Origin of the sequence: Streptomyces sp. AC512_CC834 (genome assembly GCF_019049325.1) — a bacterium.
In the GTDB taxonomy this organism is placed as follows: domain Bacteria; phylum Actinomycetota; class Actinomycetes; order Streptomycetales; family Streptomycetaceae; genus Streptomyces.
The window spans coordinates 69,013-85,200 of record NZ_JAGMUO010000065.1 but is presented as its reverse complement, the minus strand read 5'-3'; the positions used below and the strand labels follow the sequence as shown (position 1 = coordinate 85,200).

The following is a 16,188-nucleotide window of genomic DNA, read 5'->3' as shown; positions in this document are numbered from 1 at the left end:
CATGCGTACCACTCGAAACCCTGCCGCCGTGCGGAATCGCGCCGCACTCGGATCAGCCCTGGCGGCGACACTGGTGCTCAGCGGATGCGGCGCCGAGGTCGAGTCGGACGCCGAGGCGTCCGGCAAGGTCACCGTCAAGCGCTGCGGTGAACCGGTGCAGTACACGGTCCCCGAACGCGCCGTCGCCTACGAGGGCGGCAGCGCGGACAAGTTGTTCGCCCTCGGGCTGACCGAGCACGTGCACGGCTATGTGATGCCTCCCGCGAATCCGCCGGTGAGCGAGTCCCCGTGGGCGTCCGAATACGCGAAGGTGAAGATGCTCAGCGACGACCTCCTCAACAAGGAGGTTGTGGTGGAGGCCAAGTCCGACTTCGTCGTAGCGGGCTGGAACTCCGGCTTCAAGGACGAGCGGGGCATCACGCCCGAGATCCTGGACAAGCTCGGCATCCAGAGTTTCATGCACACCGAGAGTTGCTTCAACTATCCGAAGTACCCGGAGCAGATGACGCCCTTCGAGGCGCTCTACACCGACCTCGAACGGCTCGGCAAGATATTCCGGGTCGAGAAGAAGGCCACGGAGGTGGTCGACGGGCTGAAGAAGCGTGTGGAGGCGGTCGAGGCCACGGCCCCGTCGGGCGATCCGGTGCCCGTCTTCCTGTACGACTCCGGCACTGACCAGCCGTTCACGGCGGGCAACCAGGTGCCGCCCAACGACATCATCAGGAAGGCGGGCGGCAGGAACGTCTTCGACGGCCTCGACGAGCGCTGGACCCAGGTCAACTGGGAGTCGGTCGCCGAGGCGGAGCCCGAAGTCGTCGTCATCCTCGACTACGGCGACCTGCCGGCCGAGAAGAAGATCGACTTCCTGAAGAAGTCCCCCCACACCAGAGAACTTCCCGCCGTGAGGAAGGACAACTTCTTCATCCTCGACTACAACGAGGGCATCAGCGGTCCCCGCAACATCGACGGCCTGGAGAAGTTCGCCACCTACCTACGCGAACTCGAGGGCTGAGGCGGCGGCGGAAGACGGGTGCCGCGGCCTCGATGCCGACGGCACCGGTCACCGTTCCGGTCACCGTTCGCGCCGCGCTTCAGTCCGCGTCACAACTGCGTGCGGTGAGGATGCGGACGGTGCGTTCACCGGCGTGACCGTCACGCCCGTGCCAGCAGCGGTAGTTGTCGAGGACCAGGATGTCGCCCTCGTCGAGCCGGAACCGCGGGAGCGACGGTTCGATGCCGTGCACGGCGTCGCGGAAGCGGGTGAGCTGGGTGAGGACGTGCTCGGTGTCGGGGTCGCGGTGGACCGGGACGGCTCCGTCCGTGCGGCGTACGACGCGGCGCCCGGCGCGGGTGAACTCGACGTGCCGCCCGACCCGGGGAGTCACAGGGAGCCCTCGCACGCCCGCCCACGCGCCGTACAGATCGACGTCGGAGCCGGTGAGAAAGGCACTCAGGGCGGGGTCGCCGGAGGCGAGGCCGTCGACGAACGCGTAGGCGTCCAGGGCGAAGGAGTCGCCCCCGCGGGGTGCCGGGCGGGCGCACTGGACGAGCACGTGATCCTCGTCGGGGTGGCGCCGCCGGTGAGGGACCCCGCCGATGTCGACGGCGATGTCGAAGCTGTCGGCGTGCAGGTGGACAGGAGCGCCGTCGTGCGAGGTGCGTACCCGGTGCGGGTACAGCTCACGCAGGCGGTCGCCCATGACCTGGGCCGCCGCGAGCGTGAGGGCGTCGGACGTGTTGTGGTGACCGGTGAGGACCACCGCCCCGTCGCGGGACAGCAGTTCGCGTACCTCACGCACACTGCCGTGAGGGACACGCGCGGGGGTGATGCCCGGGCCGGCTGGATTCTCGTGAGGGCGGTGGGGGTGAACGGGTGCGTGCATGGCTCCAGGCTGCCCCATCACAGGCAGGGTCGCTTCCCTCGGAGGTCGGCGGTGGTCGGTCGGAGGTCAGTGGTGGTCGTCGCGGCTGGCCGGGCGGGAGAAGGTGCGCGCGCTGGGCACCAGGGCGGCGGCGGCCGGTGCCGCGAAGCAGACGACCGCGCAGCCCGCGAGTACCGCCGTGACACCGAAGACGTCGATGGCGGGGGCGATGACGGCGAGTCCGACCGGGGCGAGGCCGTAGGAGAGCAGGAAGTCCAGGGAGGAGACCCGCGCCAGTTTGTCCGGGGCGACTTCGCGCTGTGCGGCGGTGAACCACGGCACGTTGAACAGTTCGATGCCGATGCCCGCGACGGCGTAGGCGGCCATGACGACGACCGGGTGCACGGGGAACACGAGGCTGAGCGGGGCGAATCCGTAGGCGGCGAGGCCGGCCAGGGCGGCCCGGCCGGGGGAGTGGGGGCGCCAGCGGGCGACGAGCAGCGCACCGCCCAGCGCTCCGGCGGTGTACGCGGTCATCGCACCGGCGAGTACGACCTCCGTGCCGTACTCGTCCCTGCTGACGAGGGGGAGGGCGACACCGGTCGCGGAGTAGCCGGTGGCTATGACGGCCGTCAGCGCACCCAGACCGGCGAGGAACCACGGGTGCCGGCGGGCCTCGCGGACACCCTCGGTGAACTCGGCGAGGAGCGACGCACGGCCCGGACCGTTGGCCGGGGACTGCGACATGTCGTTCGCGGTGCCCGGGCGCTCGCCGCGTCCGGGGACGAACGCGGCGACGAGCCAGAGCAGCCCGATGCCCGTCAACAGGGCCCAGGTGTCGAGGAAGACGGCGAGCAGGGCGGCCAGCGAGGGCCCCACGAGCGTGGTGACCCGCACCGCCAGGGTCATGGCGGCGTTGGCCTGCTGCCTGCGGTCGGCGTCCACCACCTCGGCGGTCAGGGCCTGGTAGGCGGGTCGACAGGCCCCCTGGCCCGCTCCGGCCACGGCGGCGCCCGTCGCCATCAGCAGCACCGAGCGGTCCAGACCGGCGGCGATCAGCGGCGCCGCGGCTGAGGCGGCGAGCCCCGCCCACAGGACGACGCCCCGGCGCGAATGCCGGTCGGCCAGCACACCGGCCACGGGTACCGCCGCGAGGAACCCCGCGGTGCGGGCCGCGAGCAGCAGACCGAGATCGGTGGCGGAAAGGGTGCGGTCGAAGACCGCGAGGCCGAGCACGAAGGGCAGGGCCCAGGTGGCCAGGCCCGACGCGGTGGCGCCCGTCCAGAGGCGGAGGAAGGCGAGGTCGAGCAGAACGGGGCGCTGCTTCGCGGGTCGGACCTCGGCGGGGCGGGGCGGGGCGGATGGGGTGGGCACGGTGGCGCGCTCCTGTCGTGTGCGTTCGTTCGGTGGGCGGGCCGGGCGGGGGTCGGCCGCAACGGTCTTGGCCAGGCGGGGGACGGGCGAAGTCGCATGCCCTGGACACGCGGCGTGCGAACGGCACGCCGCTGCGCCGACGACACACTATCGCAATGACAATCGTTTCCATTAGGGTGCTTGTCAGTCCACCGATCTCCTGGCGTGGGCCGTCCCCTGCTCCGGCCGGCGCGCACTGCGCCCGCCCTTCCCTCCCAGCCAAGGAGGCGAAGGAGGCGAAGGACCATGCCACCTCACACACCTGATGCCACGTCAATGACAACGGAAGGACCCCCCCATGGACCGTAGGGCGACCGGCCCCGCTCTTCTCGAGCAGTTGCCGCCACCGCTGCCCGCCGACCACATCGTCGCCCTCAACCAACCCAAGGCGGACCTGCACACCACCCGCTCCTACGAGTGGAGCGGATGGACCTTCGACGTCCCGCCCGGGGTGTTCATACCGGGATGGACCAGCCGCATGATCCACGAGCGGCTGCTCGACGGCCGCATCGAGACCCGCGGCCGCCGCTACGGCGCCATGGGCGTCGGACTCGGCGTCGAAGCCGTGGCCGCGGGTGTCCGGGGCGCCCGGGAGATCCACGCGATCGATGTCCACCCGCAGAGCGTGGCCGTCACCGCCCGCCACTACGGGCGCCTCGTCGGCGAGCGCCCGGACACCGTCTTCCGTCCCCTGGTGAGTGACGTCTTCGACGCCCTCCCCGGCCAAGTCCAGCTTGATGTCATCACCTTCAACCCGCCCGCGGTCAGCCAGAGCGTCAGCGCCGACCCCGACGTCGTACGCAACGTGTGCGTGGGCGCGCCGCTGCTCGCCAAGTTCTTCGCCCAGGTCGCGGAGAAGGACCTCCTCGCCCCCGGCGGCGAGATCCACCTCATCGCCTCCAACACCGCGGACCTGCGTGCCCTCGTCCAGCACGCCCTCGACCACGGGCTCACTCCCCGGATCGACCATCTCCACGACTGGCAGGACGGCGTGCTGACCTTCCTGTTCCGCATCACCCACGACGAGACGCCCCACACCGGAGGCCGGCGATGAAGAACACCGAGGCGATGGAGAACACCGACGAACTCCTGGCCGGCGTACTGGCGGGCGAACACGGCACCCGTCCCGCCGACCTGGTGGCGACCAGCGTGTTCTGGGTGCACCACGGCACCCGGCTGGCCGGCGGGAACACCACCTACCTCAACCAGTACGTCCTCGTCCGCCTCGGCGGTTCCTTCGGCGGCTGCGCCTTCGAGGCGGGCGAGGTCCACCCCTCCATATGCCACGACGCCTCCGGCACTCCACTGGACACGCTGCTGCGCGAAGCACCCCGCCCGCTCAGGATCGCCGCGCTCGACGCCTACCTCAGCGCGGTACGGCCGCACCGCGAGGCGGCCGAGGCGGAAGCGGTCACCCTGCCCGCCGGAACCCCCGAGACCCGCGCGAAGGCCCGGGACGCGGCCGTCGCCGGGCTCCTGGACATCGAGTCCGGTGCCCGGGTCGGCCTGATCGGGGTGGTCAACCCCCTCGTCGCCGCGATCCGCGAACGCGGCGGCACGCCCCTGCTCTGCGACTTCAACCTGCGCACCACCCAGTGGGGCGACCCGGTCGCCGACGACATGCACGAGGTGCTCGAAGCAGCCGACGCCGTGGTCGCCACCGGCATGACCCTCAGCAACGGCAGCTTCGACACCGTCCTGGCCCGTTGCCGCGAGCGTGGCGTGCCCCTCGTCGTCTACGCCCAGACCGGCAGCGCCGTGGCGCGCGCGTTCCTCGGGGCGGGCGTCACCGCCCTGTCCGCGGAGCCGTTCCCCTTCTCCCAGTTCAGCGCGGAACCCACCACCCTGTACCGCTACCGGGTGGCGGCCGACGCATGACCGCTGCCACCCGCCGTCCGGTGCCACCCGAATCCGCCGCTCGTAGGACGGCGGGCACCGGACACGCCGCCTGCCATCACGGCGAGATCCTGCAAGGCGTCTTCCTCGACGAGCGGCGCCGCCCCTGCCACGGACTGGTCACCCTGCCGATGACCGGCCGGGGCAGTACGGCCCGCTTCACACACCGGCCAGGCACTTCGCCCGATCAGGTGACGGTGATGCCCGGCGGCCGGACCAAGGCCCGGGCGGCGGCCGTTCTCGCGGTAGGGGAGTGCGCGGCGCGCCGCGGTGAGGAACCCTGCGGCGGGGAACTGACGCTCACCGGAGACCTTCCCGTCGGGCTCGGCATGGGCTCGTCCACCAGCGACGTCATCGCCACGGTGCGAGCGGTGGCCGACTCGTGGGGCCTGCTCCTGCCGCCGGAGACCATCGCCCGGCTGGCCGTGCGCGCCGAGGGCGCCAGCGACCCCCTGATGCACGGCGCACGTCCGCTGCTCTTCGCACAACGGGAGGGGCGAGTCCTCGAAGCCCTGGGCACCGCACTGCCGCCCGCGGTGGTGATCGGGTGCGCGGTCGGCGGGGGCGAACCGGTCGACACCCTCGCTCTCCCCGCCACCGCCCCCACCCCCGTCCGGGACGACGACCTCACCGCCTACGAGCACCTGCGCCGCATGCTCCGCCGCGCGGTGACCGACGCCGACACCGCTCTGCTCGGCAGGGTGAGCACGGCAAGCGCCCGGCTGCGCCAACGCGTACTGCGCCACGAGGAGTTCCCGGCTCTCACCCGCATCGCCGACGGCGTCGGCGCCGCAGGCGTGCAGATCGCCCACAGCGGCAACGTCGCCGGCATCCTCTTCGACCCCCGTCCTCCAGGTCTGAGACGCAGGCTGCGCCGCTGTGCACAAGCCCTGGACCGTGAAGGCATAGCCCCGACCCGGACCTTCACCACCTTCGCGCCCGCCACCAGCGAGGAGTTCCCCCATGGACGAACACATCTCGGAAGCCATCGGCCGGCCGGACCTGATACGCCTCGACGACCATCTCGTCTGCCTGCGTTTTGAAACGATGAAGGTCGTCTCCGCCCTGGCCGCCGTACGCCACCTGCTCGACACCGGAGCCGTCCGGCGCGGCGACACCCTCATCGACAGCTCCAGCGGCATCTACGCCTACGCCCTCGCCCTCGCCTGCCACCGCTACGACATGCGCTGCCACATCGTCGGCTCCACCACCGTCGACCACACCCTGCGCACTCAGCTCGACGTCCTCGGCGCCCACCTGGAGCAGATGCGGCCCAGCACGGACCTCAAGCTGGACCAGAGCCGCCGGGTCGCCCGCGTCCGGGAGATCCTGCGCGAACACCCCGGCTACCACTGGATGCGCCAATACCACGACGACATCCACTACCTCGGCTACGAGAACGTCGCCGAACAAATCCACGAGGAGACCGGCGCCGGGCCCCTGACCCTCGTCGGCGGCGTGGGCTCAGGGGCCTCCACCGGCGCCCTCGCCCACTACCTGCGCAAGCGCTCCGTCGACGTACAGCTCGTCGGCGTCCAGCCGTACGGGAGCGTCACCTTCGGCAGCGAACACGTTGCCGATCCGGAGATCATCATCGCCGGCATCGGCAGCTCCATTCCCTTCGGCAACGTGCGCCACGACCACTACGACACCGTTCACTGGCTCTCCTTCGACGCCGCCCTCGCCGGCAGCGTCGACCTGCTGCGCCGGCACGCGGTCTTCGCCGGCCTGTCCACCGGCGCCGCCCATCTCGCCGCCCGCTGGGAACGCCGCGAAGCTCCGGGCCGGACGGCCCTGTTCATCGCCGCCGACACCGGACACCGCTACGTCGACACCGTCTTCGGCCGCCACCGGGAAGCGGTTCGCATCGAGGACCTGGCGCCCCGTCAGGTGCGCGGCGTGGACGAACTCGCCCTCCCGTGGTCACGTATGACCTGGAACGGCTCACCCGCTCCCGAGGCAGCGGTCCTCCTGTGACCGACCCCGCGCTCTGGCCGTGGCTCTCGAAGGGCTTCGTGGCGGCCGTTTCAGTCCGGGTCGGGGCCGGGCGGCCGGCCCCATGGTGTTTCCAGCGCGCCGCGCAGGGCGTCGACCGTTTCCCGGCCGATCCGCTCGGCGAGCCGTTCTTCCAGCCGTTCGAGGATGGTGCGGGCCCGGCGGTGCGCGCGTTCCCCGTCCGGGCTGCGTCTGATCAGTCGTTGGCGGGCGGAGGTGGGGTCGGGGAGCTGCTCGAGTAGTCCGGCGGCGACGAGACCGTGCACGGCCTGGTGCGCGGTCTGCCGGGTGACACCCATGCGCCGGGCCAGCTCGGAGACCGTGGTGCCCTGGTCGTCCAGCACGGCGAAGAGCTGTACCTGCGTGGGGGACACCGGCGTGGCGCCGGCTGCTCCGAGGGCCGCGAGCAGCCCTTCGTCGAACCAGCGGCGTGCCTCGCCGAGCAACTGGGGGAGGTCGCGGGCGGTGGACTGCATCTGTTCCTCACCAGGGGATCGGGCTCGTGTCCGGCACTTGATTACCGGGATGCTCTCATGTCAGGCTACCTGACATTCTCGTTCGGGGCCGAGCCCAGGAGTACGCATGACCATCGAGTACGCCACCCGCTACCGGCAGGCATCACGCATACCCGCGCAACCGGGCAAGCCGTACTTCATCGAGAAGGGGGAGGGAGACCGAGCCCATCTGTTCGGCGACCTGATCACCGTCTACGCGGGTGGGGAGCAGACCGAGAACACCTTCAACTTCTTCACCGTCGAGGGCCCCAAGGGCGACCTCATCCCCGCACACCTGCACACCGACACCCACGAGGTCTTCTACATCACCCAGGGCGCCGTCCGGCTGTTCGTCGAGGACACCGAGGGCGACCAGCAGGAAAAGCTGCTCACCCCGGGCGGCTTCGGCTTCGTACCCAAGAACTGCCGGCACGCCTACCGCATGGAGCGCCACCACAGCCAGGTGGTCGGCGTTGCCGCCGGCCCGGGAGGCACATTCGAGCGGTTCTTCGAAAACCTCGGCGCGCCCGCGGAGGAGTTCGGCCTGCCGCGCGAGCCCGTCGTTCCGGAGCCCCACAAGTTCGCGAGCATCCCCGAGCAGTACGACGTGCGCTTCCTGCCCGACCACCAGTGGCGGACCCGATGACGGCGAGCAAGCCCTCGCTGCGGGAGCTGATCACCGCACCCCACCCCGACCACGCCCCGCTGCCGCCCGGCGCACTCAGCGAGCCCGGCGTACGCGAACTGCGCGGCGTGCCCTACGCCGAGGTCGAAGGCAGCCGTCCGCTGGAACTCGACCTGTGGACGCCCCGAACCCGGGAAGCCGAGTACCTTCCCCTGGTGCTGTTCGTGCACGGCGGCGCCTGGCGACGGGGCCGCCGCGACGACATGGGTCCGCGCACGCGCGGCTGGGTTCCCGGGCCCTTCGCACGCATCGCGGCCGCCGGCTTCGCCGTCGCCTGCGTCGACTACCGTCTCAGCGGCGAAGCCACCTTCCCCGCCCCCCTCGACGATCTACGCGCCGCACTGCGCTGGCTCACCCTGCGCTCCGCGGAACTCGGCATCGACACCGAGCGGACGGTGGTGTGGGGCGAGTCGGCCGGCGGTCACCTCGCCTCACTCCTCGCCCTGACCCACACCGACCCGCCCCTGTCCGGCGCCGTGATCTGGTACGCACCGAGCGACATGACCACCGCGCGCGGCAGCTTCACCCCCGAAGACGCCGCGACACCCGAGGCACTCATGCTCGGCGAGGCTCCCGCAGCCGTTTCGGAGCCGGCCCACGCGGCCGGCCCGCTCGCCCACGTTGCCTCCACCGCACCGCCGTTCCTTCTCGCCCACGGCGTCGAAGACACCATGGTGGCCTCCTCGCACAGCCGATCCCTCGCCGCAGCACTGGAGAAGGCCGGGGCGTCGGTCGACCTGTGGGAGGTGCCCGATGCCGACCACGCTTGGCACGGGCTGCCCGATGCCCGGGTGCACGAGGTGTTCACACGCTCGCTCGCCTTCGCCCGCGGCCTCGTGACCTGACGCCGGCCGCTGCCCCGAGTCAGGCGGTCACGAGGCCTGCGACGAGGTTGATCGCCGTGGCGGGAAGGCCGGTGCAGAAGAAGAAGTCACGGTACGCCGGTGGGGACTGGGCCGCCGCTCATGGGGAACCGGTCGGCCGGCCGACCGATGAGTTCCGGGTCGTGCGGAGGTCACTGTCTGAAGGACCGCTGACAGACTGACGCGCTCGGACCCGAAGGAGACCCGTGGCAAAGCTCATCTACTCGATGATCACCTCGCTCGACGGCTACGCCGAGGCGGCGGAGGGCGGCCTCGGCACCGGGGCCGACGACCAGGAGGTGCATACCTTCGTCAACGACCTCTTCCGCCCCGTCGGCACGTATCTCTACGGCCGACGGATGTACGAGACGATGGTCTACTGGGAGACCGCGCACACCGAGCCCGACCAGCCGCCGCACATCCTGCAGTACGCTCGCGACTGGCGGGCCGCGGAGAAGATCGTGTACTCCACGACTCTCGAGTCGGTGTCCAGCGCGAGGACCAGAATCGAGAGGACCTTCGACCCGGACGCGGTGCGCAGGCTCAAGTCCGAGGCCGATCACGACCTCACAGTCGACGGCCCCAACCTGGCGGCCCAGGCGATCGCGGCCGGCCTGGTGGACGAGTACCACCTGTTCATCACCACGAGTGTGGTCGGCGGCGGCAAGCGGTTCTTCCCCGACGGAGTGCGCCTCGATCTTGAGCTGGTCGAAGAACGTGCCTTCGGCAGCGGGTTGATCTACGCGCGCTACCGGACCCGCTGAGCCGGGGCGGCAGCGACGGGCCATGGCCGCCCCCGGAACCTCGGAGACCGGCCCGGAGCTGTCAGTGCCCCGTCGTAGTGTGCCGGGCGTGAGGGGTTTCCGGCGATGGGGAGGCAAGGGTGCGCAGGCCCGTATCAGGCGAGGTCCACGTTCAGTACAGCCAGATCTACGTCGAGAGCGATCCGGACGGTCTCGGTCCCGGCCTCGCGGAGGCATTCGGCGGTCAGAGCTCCGGGTTGTGCGGAGCGGCGGTGCCAGGTGCGCTGTGGCTGCAGACCGGGTTGCACACGGGCAGTGTCGGCTTCGGCGTCGAGGTGCACGACCAGGCTCCGCCCCTGGACCCGGTGTGGGAGGACGTCGTGGAAGCCCCCTTCCGTCCCGTATCGGCCGGTGCCACCCTGATGGAATGGGGAGGAGGGGCCGCGTGGGAGCTCGGTCTGCAAGAGATCGACTATCGGGTGCGGTACGGCGCCCGCGGCATGGACGAGGCACGCCAACAGGACACGCGGCTCGACGACGAACCGCAAGTGGACTGCTACCTGCTGCAGTTCTGGCCCGCCGAGCCCGCTCCGGCACGCGTCCTGAAACAGTCCTCGGCGGTCGCCGCGTACTGGCATGACTACGCCCGCAAGCAGCCGGCCCCACCCACACCCGCCGAACGCGCCGAGGCCGAACGCCGAGCCCGCCTCGCACGGGAACGAGACGAAGTGGAACGCCGGCTGGCCTACGAACGCCGGCAGTGGGGCGGACGGCTGCCGAGCAAGACCCTGCGCGGTGTCGGCGGCAATGTGCGCGGCCTGCTCGCCTTCGACCCGGCTCTCGTCCACGCCATCGACGCCGCCGGGGCGCGGACCCAGCGTGCGATAGCCGTGCTGGCCGCACGTCGTGCCTGCGAGGCGGCCGGTCTCGACCAGCTCGAGTGGACGGCCGCGGGACTCGCTGCCCTGGCCGAGGGCCGCCCGCTCCCGCCGCCCCTTGACGACCCGGACCAGGCGTGGCAGGTCCTGGCCGCCGACCCGCAAGTGCCGCGACGGACCGTCGGCCTGCCCGTCCCGCCCAAGCGGCCTCCCTCTGCGCCGGCCACCCGTCACACCGCCCGCCCGCAAAGGCCCAACCCCGCTTCGGCTCCCCGGATCGTCGGTCCGGCGGCGGCCGGGGACAAGCTCGCGAGCCTTCCCTCAGCGCCGACGCCCCAGCCCGGGGACACGACGGGGTACGCCGTGAGGGTCACCCTCGGCGAACCGGACCCCCTTCTGTGCATGTCCCAGCCCCACATGGCGCTCCCCGCTCTCCTGGCCGCCGGCACAGCCGACCCGCTCCAGGCGGCCCTGGACGCCGTATACGCGACTGTGGCCACCTACGGGGAGGACTACCGGACTGTCCTGGAAGAAGTCCGATCCCTGTGCCAGGGCGGCCCGTGAACGGGGGACTCTGCGCGGCGAACGTCTACGTCTGCCCGCCGTCGGACTCAGGTGCGGCGGGTGGACGAAAGCAGGCGACGATGGTTTTGCCGTAGGGGCAGGGACGGGCTTCCCAGTTGTCCGCAAGGGCGTCGACAAGCAGGATGCCCCGCCCGCCGACGCGTTCGGCGCTCGGGGGCTGCGGGGTCGGCAGGTCGCCGGACGCGTCATGGACAGCGACGTGCAGACAGCGCGTGTCCCACGTCATCACCGGCTGGGCGTTGCTGTGGGCATGGACATGAGCGTTGGTGACCAACTCCGAGACGGTCAGGAGCACCGCGTCGACCGTCTCAGGAGCACTGACCGTCCAACCGAGCGCCCGCAGGCCCTCGCGGGACCACTCCCGTGCCGCTTTCACGTCGCTGCTCATCGGGAGGGAGCACGCCCAGCCCACGGCCCTGACCGATGATTTGTCCACTTGCACATACCTTCCGTGGTCCGGCCTCGTTGAACCGCGTCTACCCCCTCGCGTGGGATTGAGGTGCGCGGCACGATTCGGCATGAGCCCGGGAGTCCGCTCCCGCGCTTGATCGAGGGCCTGCTCGCAGACAGACTGCGCACCATGGGATCAGTGGGCAGGGCCTCCCGTACGTGGATCGGAAAGCGTCGATGAGTGCCGACCTGCCCTTCTTCCGCTATCACCCGGATCCCCTCGCAAGCGGGTCCATCAGCGCGTCCGCCGAGACGTGCGCCTGCTGCAAGCACAACAGGGGGTGGATCTACACAGCCGGCTTCTACACCGCCGAGGACGTCAGCGGGCGGTTCTGTCCCTGGTGCATCGCGGACGGGAGTGCGGCTGAACGCTTCGCCGGAGACTTCACCGACTCCTACGGGCTGGACGGTGTCAGCGACGACGTCCTGCATGAGGTCACCCGCCGTACTCCCGGTTTCCACGCCTGGCAGGATCCGCACTGGCTTGTCCACTGCCAGGACGCGGCTGCCTTCGTGGGCGAAGTCGGATACGCCGAGCTGGCGGAGCATCCCGACGCACTCGACCAGATGCGGACCGACATGCGCATCGACGGATGGCACGACGAGGACCGACTTGAGTCCTTCCTGACCCGCCTGGGCAACGGCGCAACCGCCATGCTCTTCCGCTGCACCGGCTGCGGGGCCCACCTCGCCTACGCCGACGCGTCCTGAACACCGTCCGCGCTGGTGAGTCCGCGGTAGCGGTGCAGTCCATCCACATCTCGCACTTCTGAATTCCAGAACTCACAGTTGTTGGATTTCTAGATCGGCGATTCCTAGAGTTGAGGACGTGGCGCCGCCCGCCACTGCGTGCTTACGACGACGTCAAGGGAGAGGCAGACCCATGCAGCAGCGCACCATCGGCGACCGGACCGTCTCCGCGATCGGTCTGGGCGGGATGCCGATGTCGATCGAGGGGCGCCCGGACGCTGAGCGTTCGATCGCCACCATCCACGCCGCGCTCGACGCGGGCGTCACCCTCATCGACACGGCCGACGCCTACCATCGCGACGCGAACGAGGTCGGCCACAACGAAGAGCTCATCGCCCGCGCGCTGCGTGAGTACGGCGCGGGCGCCGCCGACGTTCTCGTAGCGACCAAGGGCGGCCACCTGCGTCCCGGCGACGGCACGTGGACGCGCGACGGGGATCCCGCATACCTCAAGCGTGCGGCCAAGGAGTCCGCCCGCCGGCTCGGTGTCGACACCATCGGCCTTTACCAGTTCCACCGCCCCGACCCGGCCGTCCCCTACGCCGACTCGGTCGGTGCGATCCGTGAACTGCTCGACGAGGGCGTCATCCTGATGGCGGGCATTTCGAATGCCGACGTCGCGCAGATCGGCGAAGCCCGCGAAGTACTGGGTGGCCGGCTGGTGTCGGTGCAGAACCAGTTTTCGCCCGCGTTCCGCTCCAGCCAGGGAGAACTCGAGCACTGCGCCAAGCTCGGCATCGCGTTTCTGCCGTGGAGCCCGCTCGGCGGCATCGCCAACGCGAAGGAGCTCGCGATGCGTCACGGCGCGTTCCAGCAGGTCGCCGATGAGATCGGCACCAGTGTCCACCGGGTCACGCTCGCGTGGGAGCTCGCGCTCGCGCCCGTCGTCATCCCGATCCCCGGTGCCTCGCGCCCGGCGAGCATCCGCGACTCCGCCGCCGCGGCCGACCTCGAGCTCACCCCCGACCAGATCGCGCTCCTGTCCGTTTGATCCGTCTGCCCGATCCGTCTGCCCGATCCGTCCGCTTGGTCCGTCCGCTCGAGTCACAGCGAAAGAGTCACATGAAGACCTTCACCCTGCCCGGCACCGACATGGTGGTGCCCAACGTCGTCCTCGGCCTGATGCGCATCCAGGACATGACCGATGAGGCGGTGCGCACGCTCGTGAACACGGCGCGCGACGCCGGCATCACATTCCTCGACCACGCGGACGTGTACGGCTCGGACCTCCACGGTTGCGAGCGCCGGTTCGCGGAGGCTCTGAAGCTCAGCTCTTCGGAGCGTGAGCAGTTCGTCATCCAGTCGAAGGCCGGCATCGTCAGGGACGGCCCGTACTTCGACTTCTCCCACGAGCACATCGTCGAATCGGTGAACGGCTCGCTCGAGGCACTCGGCACGGACTACCTCGACATCCTCCTGTTGCACCGTCCCGACGCGCTCGTCGAGCCGGAGGAGGTGGCCCGTGCCTTCGACGAGCTGTCGGCTGCGGGCAAGGTGCGTGCTTTCGGGGTCTCCAACCAGACGCCACGACAGCTCGATCTGCTGCGCAAGTACGTGACGCAGCCGATCGTCGCGAACCAGCTACAACTGTCGATCACGCACGCGCCGATGATCGCGCAGGGCATCGCCGCGAACATGCAGGGCCTCGACCAGTCGGTCGTGCGCGACGACGGAATCGTCGACTACTGCCGGCTGCACGACATCACGGTCCAGGCGTGGTCGCCCTTCCAGGCCGGGTTCTTCGACGGCCCCTTCCTCGGCTCGTCACGCTACCCCGAGCTGAACGCGGTGATCGACCGGCTGAGCGAGAAGTACGGCGTGCCGGCCGAGGCAATCGCGGTCGCCTGGATCACGCGCCACCCCGCGCGGATGCAGGTCGTGCTCGGCACCACCACGCCGGAGCGCGTCACGGCCGCCGCACTCGGGTCGGAGATCCCGCTCACCCGCGCCGAGTGGTACGAACTGTTCCGCGCCGCCGGCTACACGGTGCCGTAACCACTACTGCCCGGGCCGGTCAGCGTGCCGTTGCCCGACGTCACCGGGGCAGCGGCGTCGGCGGGCATCGCCGCTGGGGCGCCGGGTCAGGCGAGGGGTTCGTGGTTGACCCAGATCGCCTTGTACGGGCGGCGGGCCTGCCAGCTCCGGATGAACTCGCCGACGCCCGGGAGGGCGAAGGCGGTGTCAAGGGCGTCGAGGTCGGCCAGGCCGAACTGGACAACCGCGGAAGCGACGGCCACCGGGGCATGGTCGTCGCCGGGGACGCGCAGGTGGTGGCGGGCGGCGAAGGACTGGAAGGCGCCGGTGCCCATGGTCAGCTCCTCGAGCCCCTTCAGATACTCGTCGAGCTCGCCCGAGGGAATCGGTTCGTCGAAGGCAACGATCATCGTGTGGTGAATCATGCTCCGATTGAACTGGTGGTTCTTAGCGAAGTCCAAGACCGTTGGATTCTCAATCCATTCCTCCAGGGAATGAACAGAGACCGTATCCTGGCGGCATGGCCGAGCTGGAGACCCGCGAACTGGAGTACTTCGCAACCCTCGCGGAGGAGTTGCATTTCGGCCGGGCGGCGCAGCGGCTGGGGATCGCACAGCCCGCCTTGTCCAAGGCGGTACGCCGGCTGGAGGACCGGCTCGGGGTGACGCTGGTGGAGCGCTCCAGCCAGCACGTTGCCCTCACCCTGGCCGGTGAGGCGCTGCAGTACCACGGCCGGCATGCGTTGCTCGCCGTCGGCGCGGCGGTCGAGAAGGCCCGTCGAGCGGGCGAGCGGGAGACCCGGCTGCGTTTGGTGATCAAGCCCGGCGGTGACGCGGACCTGCTGTCCGGCATCCTGGCCGCCTACTCACGCCGGCCCGACGCCCGCCAGGTGGACATCCTGTTCGGTGGGGCCACCGACCGCGCCGATCACGTGCGCGACGGCCGGGCGGACGTGGCCCTGTTGTACGTGCCGTTCGACGACCTGACCGGCCTGGACCACGAGACCCTCATGGTCGAGGGCCGGGTGGCGATCCTGCCGCCGGACCACCGGCTCGCCGCCCGCAGCGAGGTGACTCTCTCCGACCTGGCCCACGAGACACTGCCGCGCTGGAAGGGCGTCCAGGGCAACGAGATGCCCGGTATCGAGCCCGTCGCCGGGCCGGGGCCCGAGGTCGCCGACGCCGCTGAACTGACGCACATGGTCCTGCTGGGACGAGCGATCGCGGTGCTGCCGCGGTCGCTGGCCCGGCCACGGCATCCGGGGCTCGTTCATGTTCCGGTGGCCGACGCGCCGCGTAGTGCGCTGGTCCTCGCCTGGGGACAGGAGGACCGGCGGCGACTGGTCGCGGACTTCGTCGCCTCAGCGGTGGAGGCGGCGCAGGGCTGAGTCCGCAACGCCACCACTCCAGCGCTCCGTCCCGGTTCGGCAGGAGGCCAACGCCGGCCGGCCCGGCACTCCCTCCGACCTCCCGCTGAGAGACATGGGTCGTGCTCCTGGCATCACCCGCGTCCCGGCCCGACGGGCGCCGCCAGTGTCCCTGCCCCGCCCGACTGGGGTGTTTGGCAGCCGAGCAGCACGTGTGCGAACCTTCTGCCACTC

At 70.6% G+C, this 16,188-nt stretch carries 18 protein-coding genes; 13 read left to right on the top strand and 5 right to left on the bottom strand.

Features of this window, described 5'->3' with window-relative positions; translation table 11 throughout:
- Position 1: 1 nt before the first annotated feature.
- Positions 2 to 1,012, top strand: coding sequence for an ABC transporter substrate-binding protein (locus tag KUM40_RS22530; RefSeq protein WP_217167829.1), 1,011 nt, complete (start codon positions 2 to 4; stop codon positions 1,010 to 1,012).
- Positions 1,013 to 1,091: 79 nt separating this feature from the next.
- On the opposite strand, the gene KUM40_RS22525 is transcribed toward KUM40_RS22530, so the two are convergent.
- Together KUM40_RS22525 and KUM40_RS22520 are read right to left on the bottom strand one after the other, a co-directional pair.
- Entirely contained in the window at positions 1,092 to 1,883 is a 792-nt protein-coding gene (locus KUM40_RS22525; RefSeq protein ID WP_217167828.1) for a TauD/TfdA family dioxygenase, read from the bottom strand.
- 66 nt (positions 1,884 to 1,949) lie between these two features.
- A complete protein-coding gene (locus tag KUM40_RS22520; protein ID WP_217167827.1) occupies positions 1,950 to 3,236 on the bottom strand; it encodes an MFS transporter in 1,287 nt (428 codons plus the stop codon).
- Positions 3,237 to 3,573: 337 nt separating this feature from the next.
- Here KUM40_RS22520 and KUM40_RS22515 point away from each other — a divergent pair, with 337 nt between their 5' ends.
- The 4 genes from KUM40_RS22515 to KUM40_RS22500 are packed head-to-tail and all read left to right on the top strand — an operon-like array spanning position 3,574 to position 7,148.
- On the top strand, positions 3,574 to 4,329 hold the full coding sequence (locus KUM40_RS22515; RefSeq protein WP_217167826.1) for a methyltransferase: 756 nt from the start codon (positions 3,574 to 3,576) through the stop codon (positions 4,327 to 4,329).
- A 14-nt stretch (positions 4,330 to 4,343) separates the two neighbouring features.
- The gene (locus KUM40_RS22510) at positions 4,344 to 5,153 is read left to right on the top strand and encodes a Rossmann-like domain-containing protein (RefSeq protein WP_217168558.1); all 810 of its coding nucleotides are present in this window, start codon (positions 4,344 to 4,346) and stop codon (positions 5,151 to 5,153) included.
- Complete coding sequence (locus KUM40_RS22505; protein ID WP_217167825.1) at positions 5,150 to 6,214, top strand: GHMP kinase; 1,065 nt, start codon at positions 5,150 to 5,152, stop codon at positions 6,212 to 6,214. The genes KUM40_RS22510 and KUM40_RS22505 overlap by 4 nt, the downstream gene beginning before the upstream one ends.
- Entirely contained in the window at positions 6,135 to 7,148 is a 1,014-nt protein-coding gene (locus tag KUM40_RS22500) for a pyridoxal-phosphate dependent enzyme (RefSeq protein WP_217167824.1), read from the top strand. Before KUM40_RS22505 ends, KUM40_RS22500 begins: the two co-directional genes overlap by 80 nt.
- Before the next feature lie 50 nt (positions 7,149 to 7,198).
- Here KUM40_RS22500 and KUM40_RS22495 read toward each other — a convergent pair whose 3' ends face one another.
- Entirely contained in the window at positions 7,199 to 7,642 is a 444-nt protein-coding gene (locus KUM40_RS22495) for a MarR family winged helix-turn-helix transcriptional regulator (RefSeq protein ID WP_217167823.1), read from the bottom strand.
- A 106-nt stretch (positions 7,643 to 7,748) separates the two neighbouring features.
- Here KUM40_RS22495 and KUM40_RS22490 point away from each other — a divergent pair, with 106 nt between their 5' ends.
- The 4 genes from KUM40_RS22490 (at position 7,749) to KUM40_RS22475 (ending at position 11,393) form a co-directional block, all read left to right on the top strand.
- A complete protein-coding gene (locus tag KUM40_RS22490) occupies positions 7,749 to 8,306 on the top strand; it encodes a quercetin 2,3-dioxygenase (protein WP_217167822.1) in 558 nt (185 codons plus the stop codon).
- A complete protein-coding gene (locus tag KUM40_RS22485; protein WP_217167821.1) occupies positions 8,303 to 9,190 on the top strand; it encodes an alpha/beta hydrolase in 888 nt (295 codons plus the stop codon). Before KUM40_RS22490 ends, KUM40_RS22485 begins: the two co-directional genes overlap by 4 nt.
- Before the next feature lie 224 nt (positions 9,191 to 9,414).
- Complete coding sequence (locus KUM40_RS22480; protein WP_217167820.1) at positions 9,415 to 9,972, top strand: dihydrofolate reductase family protein; 558 nt, start codon at positions 9,415 to 9,417, stop codon at positions 9,970 to 9,972.
- A gap of 119 nt (positions 9,973 to 10,091) precedes the next feature.
- Positions 10,092 to 11,393 carry a hypothetical protein gene (locus KUM40_RS22475; RefSeq protein WP_217167819.1) on the top strand — a complete coding sequence of 434 codons (1,302 nt, stop codon included), beginning with the start codon at positions 10,092 to 10,094 and terminating at the stop codon, positions 11,391 to 11,393.
- A 25-nt stretch (positions 11,394 to 11,418) separates the two neighbouring features.
- Here the strand turns inward: KUM40_RS22475 and KUM40_RS22470 are convergent, their stop codons facing one another.
- Positions 11,419 to 11,802, bottom strand: coding sequence for an ATP-binding protein (locus tag KUM40_RS22470; RefSeq protein ID WP_217167818.1), 384 nt, complete (start codon positions 11,800 to 11,802; stop codon positions 11,419 to 11,421).
- Between the two features lie 239 nt (positions 11,803 to 12,041).
- Here KUM40_RS22470 and KUM40_RS22465 point away from each other — a divergent pair, with 239 nt between their 5' ends.
- From KUM40_RS22465 to KUM40_RS22455, 3 genes are all read left to right on the top strand, one after another.
- The gene (locus KUM40_RS22465) at positions 12,042 to 12,575 is read left to right on the top strand and encodes a CbrC family protein (protein WP_217167817.1); all 534 of its coding nucleotides are present in this window, start codon (positions 12,042 to 12,044) and stop codon (positions 12,573 to 12,575) included.
- A gap of 172 nt (positions 12,576 to 12,747) precedes the next feature.
- Positions 12,748 to 13,605: an aldo/keto reductase gene (locus KUM40_RS22460; RefSeq protein ID WP_217167816.1), complete on the top strand. Its 858-nt coding sequence runs from the start codon at positions 12,748 to 12,750 to the stop codon at positions 13,603 to 13,605.
- A gap of 71 nt (positions 13,606 to 13,676) precedes the next feature.
- On the top strand, positions 13,677 to 14,609 hold the full coding sequence (locus tag KUM40_RS22455) for an aldo/keto reductase family oxidoreductase (RefSeq protein WP_217167815.1): 933 nt from the start codon (positions 13,677 to 13,679) through the stop codon (positions 14,607 to 14,609).
- Between the two features lie 86 nt (positions 14,610 to 14,695).
- On the opposite strand, the gene KUM40_RS22450 is transcribed toward KUM40_RS22455, so the two are convergent.
- Positions 14,696 to 15,013 (bottom strand): hypothetical protein, encoded by a 318-nt coding sequence (locus tag KUM40_RS22450; protein WP_217167814.1) that lies wholly within the window; start codon positions 15,011 to 15,013, stop codon positions 14,696 to 14,698.
- Between the two features lie 95 nt (positions 15,014 to 15,108).
- Here KUM40_RS22450 and KUM40_RS22445 point away from each other — a divergent pair, with 95 nt between their 5' ends.
- Positions 15,109 to 15,975, top strand: a complete 867-nt coding sequence (locus KUM40_RS22445; RefSeq protein ID WP_217167813.1) for a LysR family transcriptional regulator — start codon at positions 15,109 to 15,111, stop codon at positions 15,973 to 15,975.
- Positions 15,976 to 16,188 lie beyond the last annotated feature (213 nt).

What these genes read in the sequence shown, in the direction of transcription:
- KUM40_RS22530 (WP_217167829.1), top strand. Translation starts at nt 2, where the DNA reads ATGCGTACCACTCGAAACCCTGCCGCCGTGCGGAATCGCGCCGCACTC.
- KUM40_RS22450 (WP_217167814.1), bottom strand. Translation starts at nt 15,013, where the DNA reads ATGATTCACCACACGATGATCGTTGCCTTCGACGAACCGATTCCCTCG.
- KUM40_RS22495 (WP_217167823.1), bottom strand. Translation starts at nt 7,642, where the DNA reads ATGCAGTCCACCGCCCGCGACCTCCCCCAGTTGCTCGGCGAGGCACGC.
- KUM40_RS22525 (WP_217167828.1), bottom strand. Translation starts at nt 1,883, where the DNA reads ATGCACGCACCCGTTCACCCCCACCGCCCTCACGAGAATCCAGCCGGC.
- KUM40_RS22500 (WP_217167824.1), top strand. Translation starts at nt 6,135, where the DNA reads ATGGACGAACACATCTCGGAAGCCATCGGCCGGCCGGACCTGATACGC.
- KUM40_RS22460 (WP_217167816.1), top strand. Translation starts at nt 12,748, where the DNA reads ATGCAGCAGCGCACCATCGGCGACCGGACCGTCTCCGCGATCGGTCTG.
- KUM40_RS22465 (WP_217167817.1), top strand. Translation starts at nt 12,042, where the DNA reads ATGAGTGCCGACCTGCCCTTCTTCCGCTATCACCCGGATCCCCTCGCA.
- KUM40_RS22505 (WP_217167825.1), top strand. Translation starts at nt 5,150, where the DNA reads ATGACCGCTGCCACCCGCCGTCCGGTGCCACCCGAATCCGCCGCTCGT.
- KUM40_RS22485 (WP_217167821.1), top strand. Translation starts at nt 8,303, where the DNA reads ATGACGGCGAGCAAGCCCTCGCTGCGGGAGCTGATCACCGCACCCCAC.
- KUM40_RS22515 (WP_217167826.1), top strand. Translation starts at nt 3,574, where the DNA reads ATGGACCGTAGGGCGACCGGCCCCGCTCTTCTCGAGCAGTTGCCGCCA.
- KUM40_RS22470 (WP_217167818.1), bottom strand. Translation starts at nt 11,802, where the DNA reads ATGAGCAGCGACGTGAAAGCGGCACGGGAGTGGTCCCGCGAGGGCCTG.
- KUM40_RS22445 (WP_217167813.1), top strand. Translation starts at nt 15,109, where the DNA reads ATGGCCGAGCTGGAGACCCGCGAACTGGAGTACTTCGCAACCCTCGCG.
- KUM40_RS22490 (WP_217167822.1), top strand. Translation starts at nt 7,749, where the DNA reads ATGACCATCGAGTACGCCACCCGCTACCGGCAGGCATCACGCATACCC.
- KUM40_RS22510 (WP_217168558.1), top strand. Translation starts at nt 4,344, where the DNA reads ATGGAGAACACCGACGAACTCCTGGCCGGCGTACTGGCGGGCGAACAC.
- KUM40_RS22455 (WP_217167815.1), top strand. Translation starts at nt 13,677, where the DNA reads ATGAAGACCTTCACCCTGCCCGGCACCGACATGGTGGTGCCCAACGTC.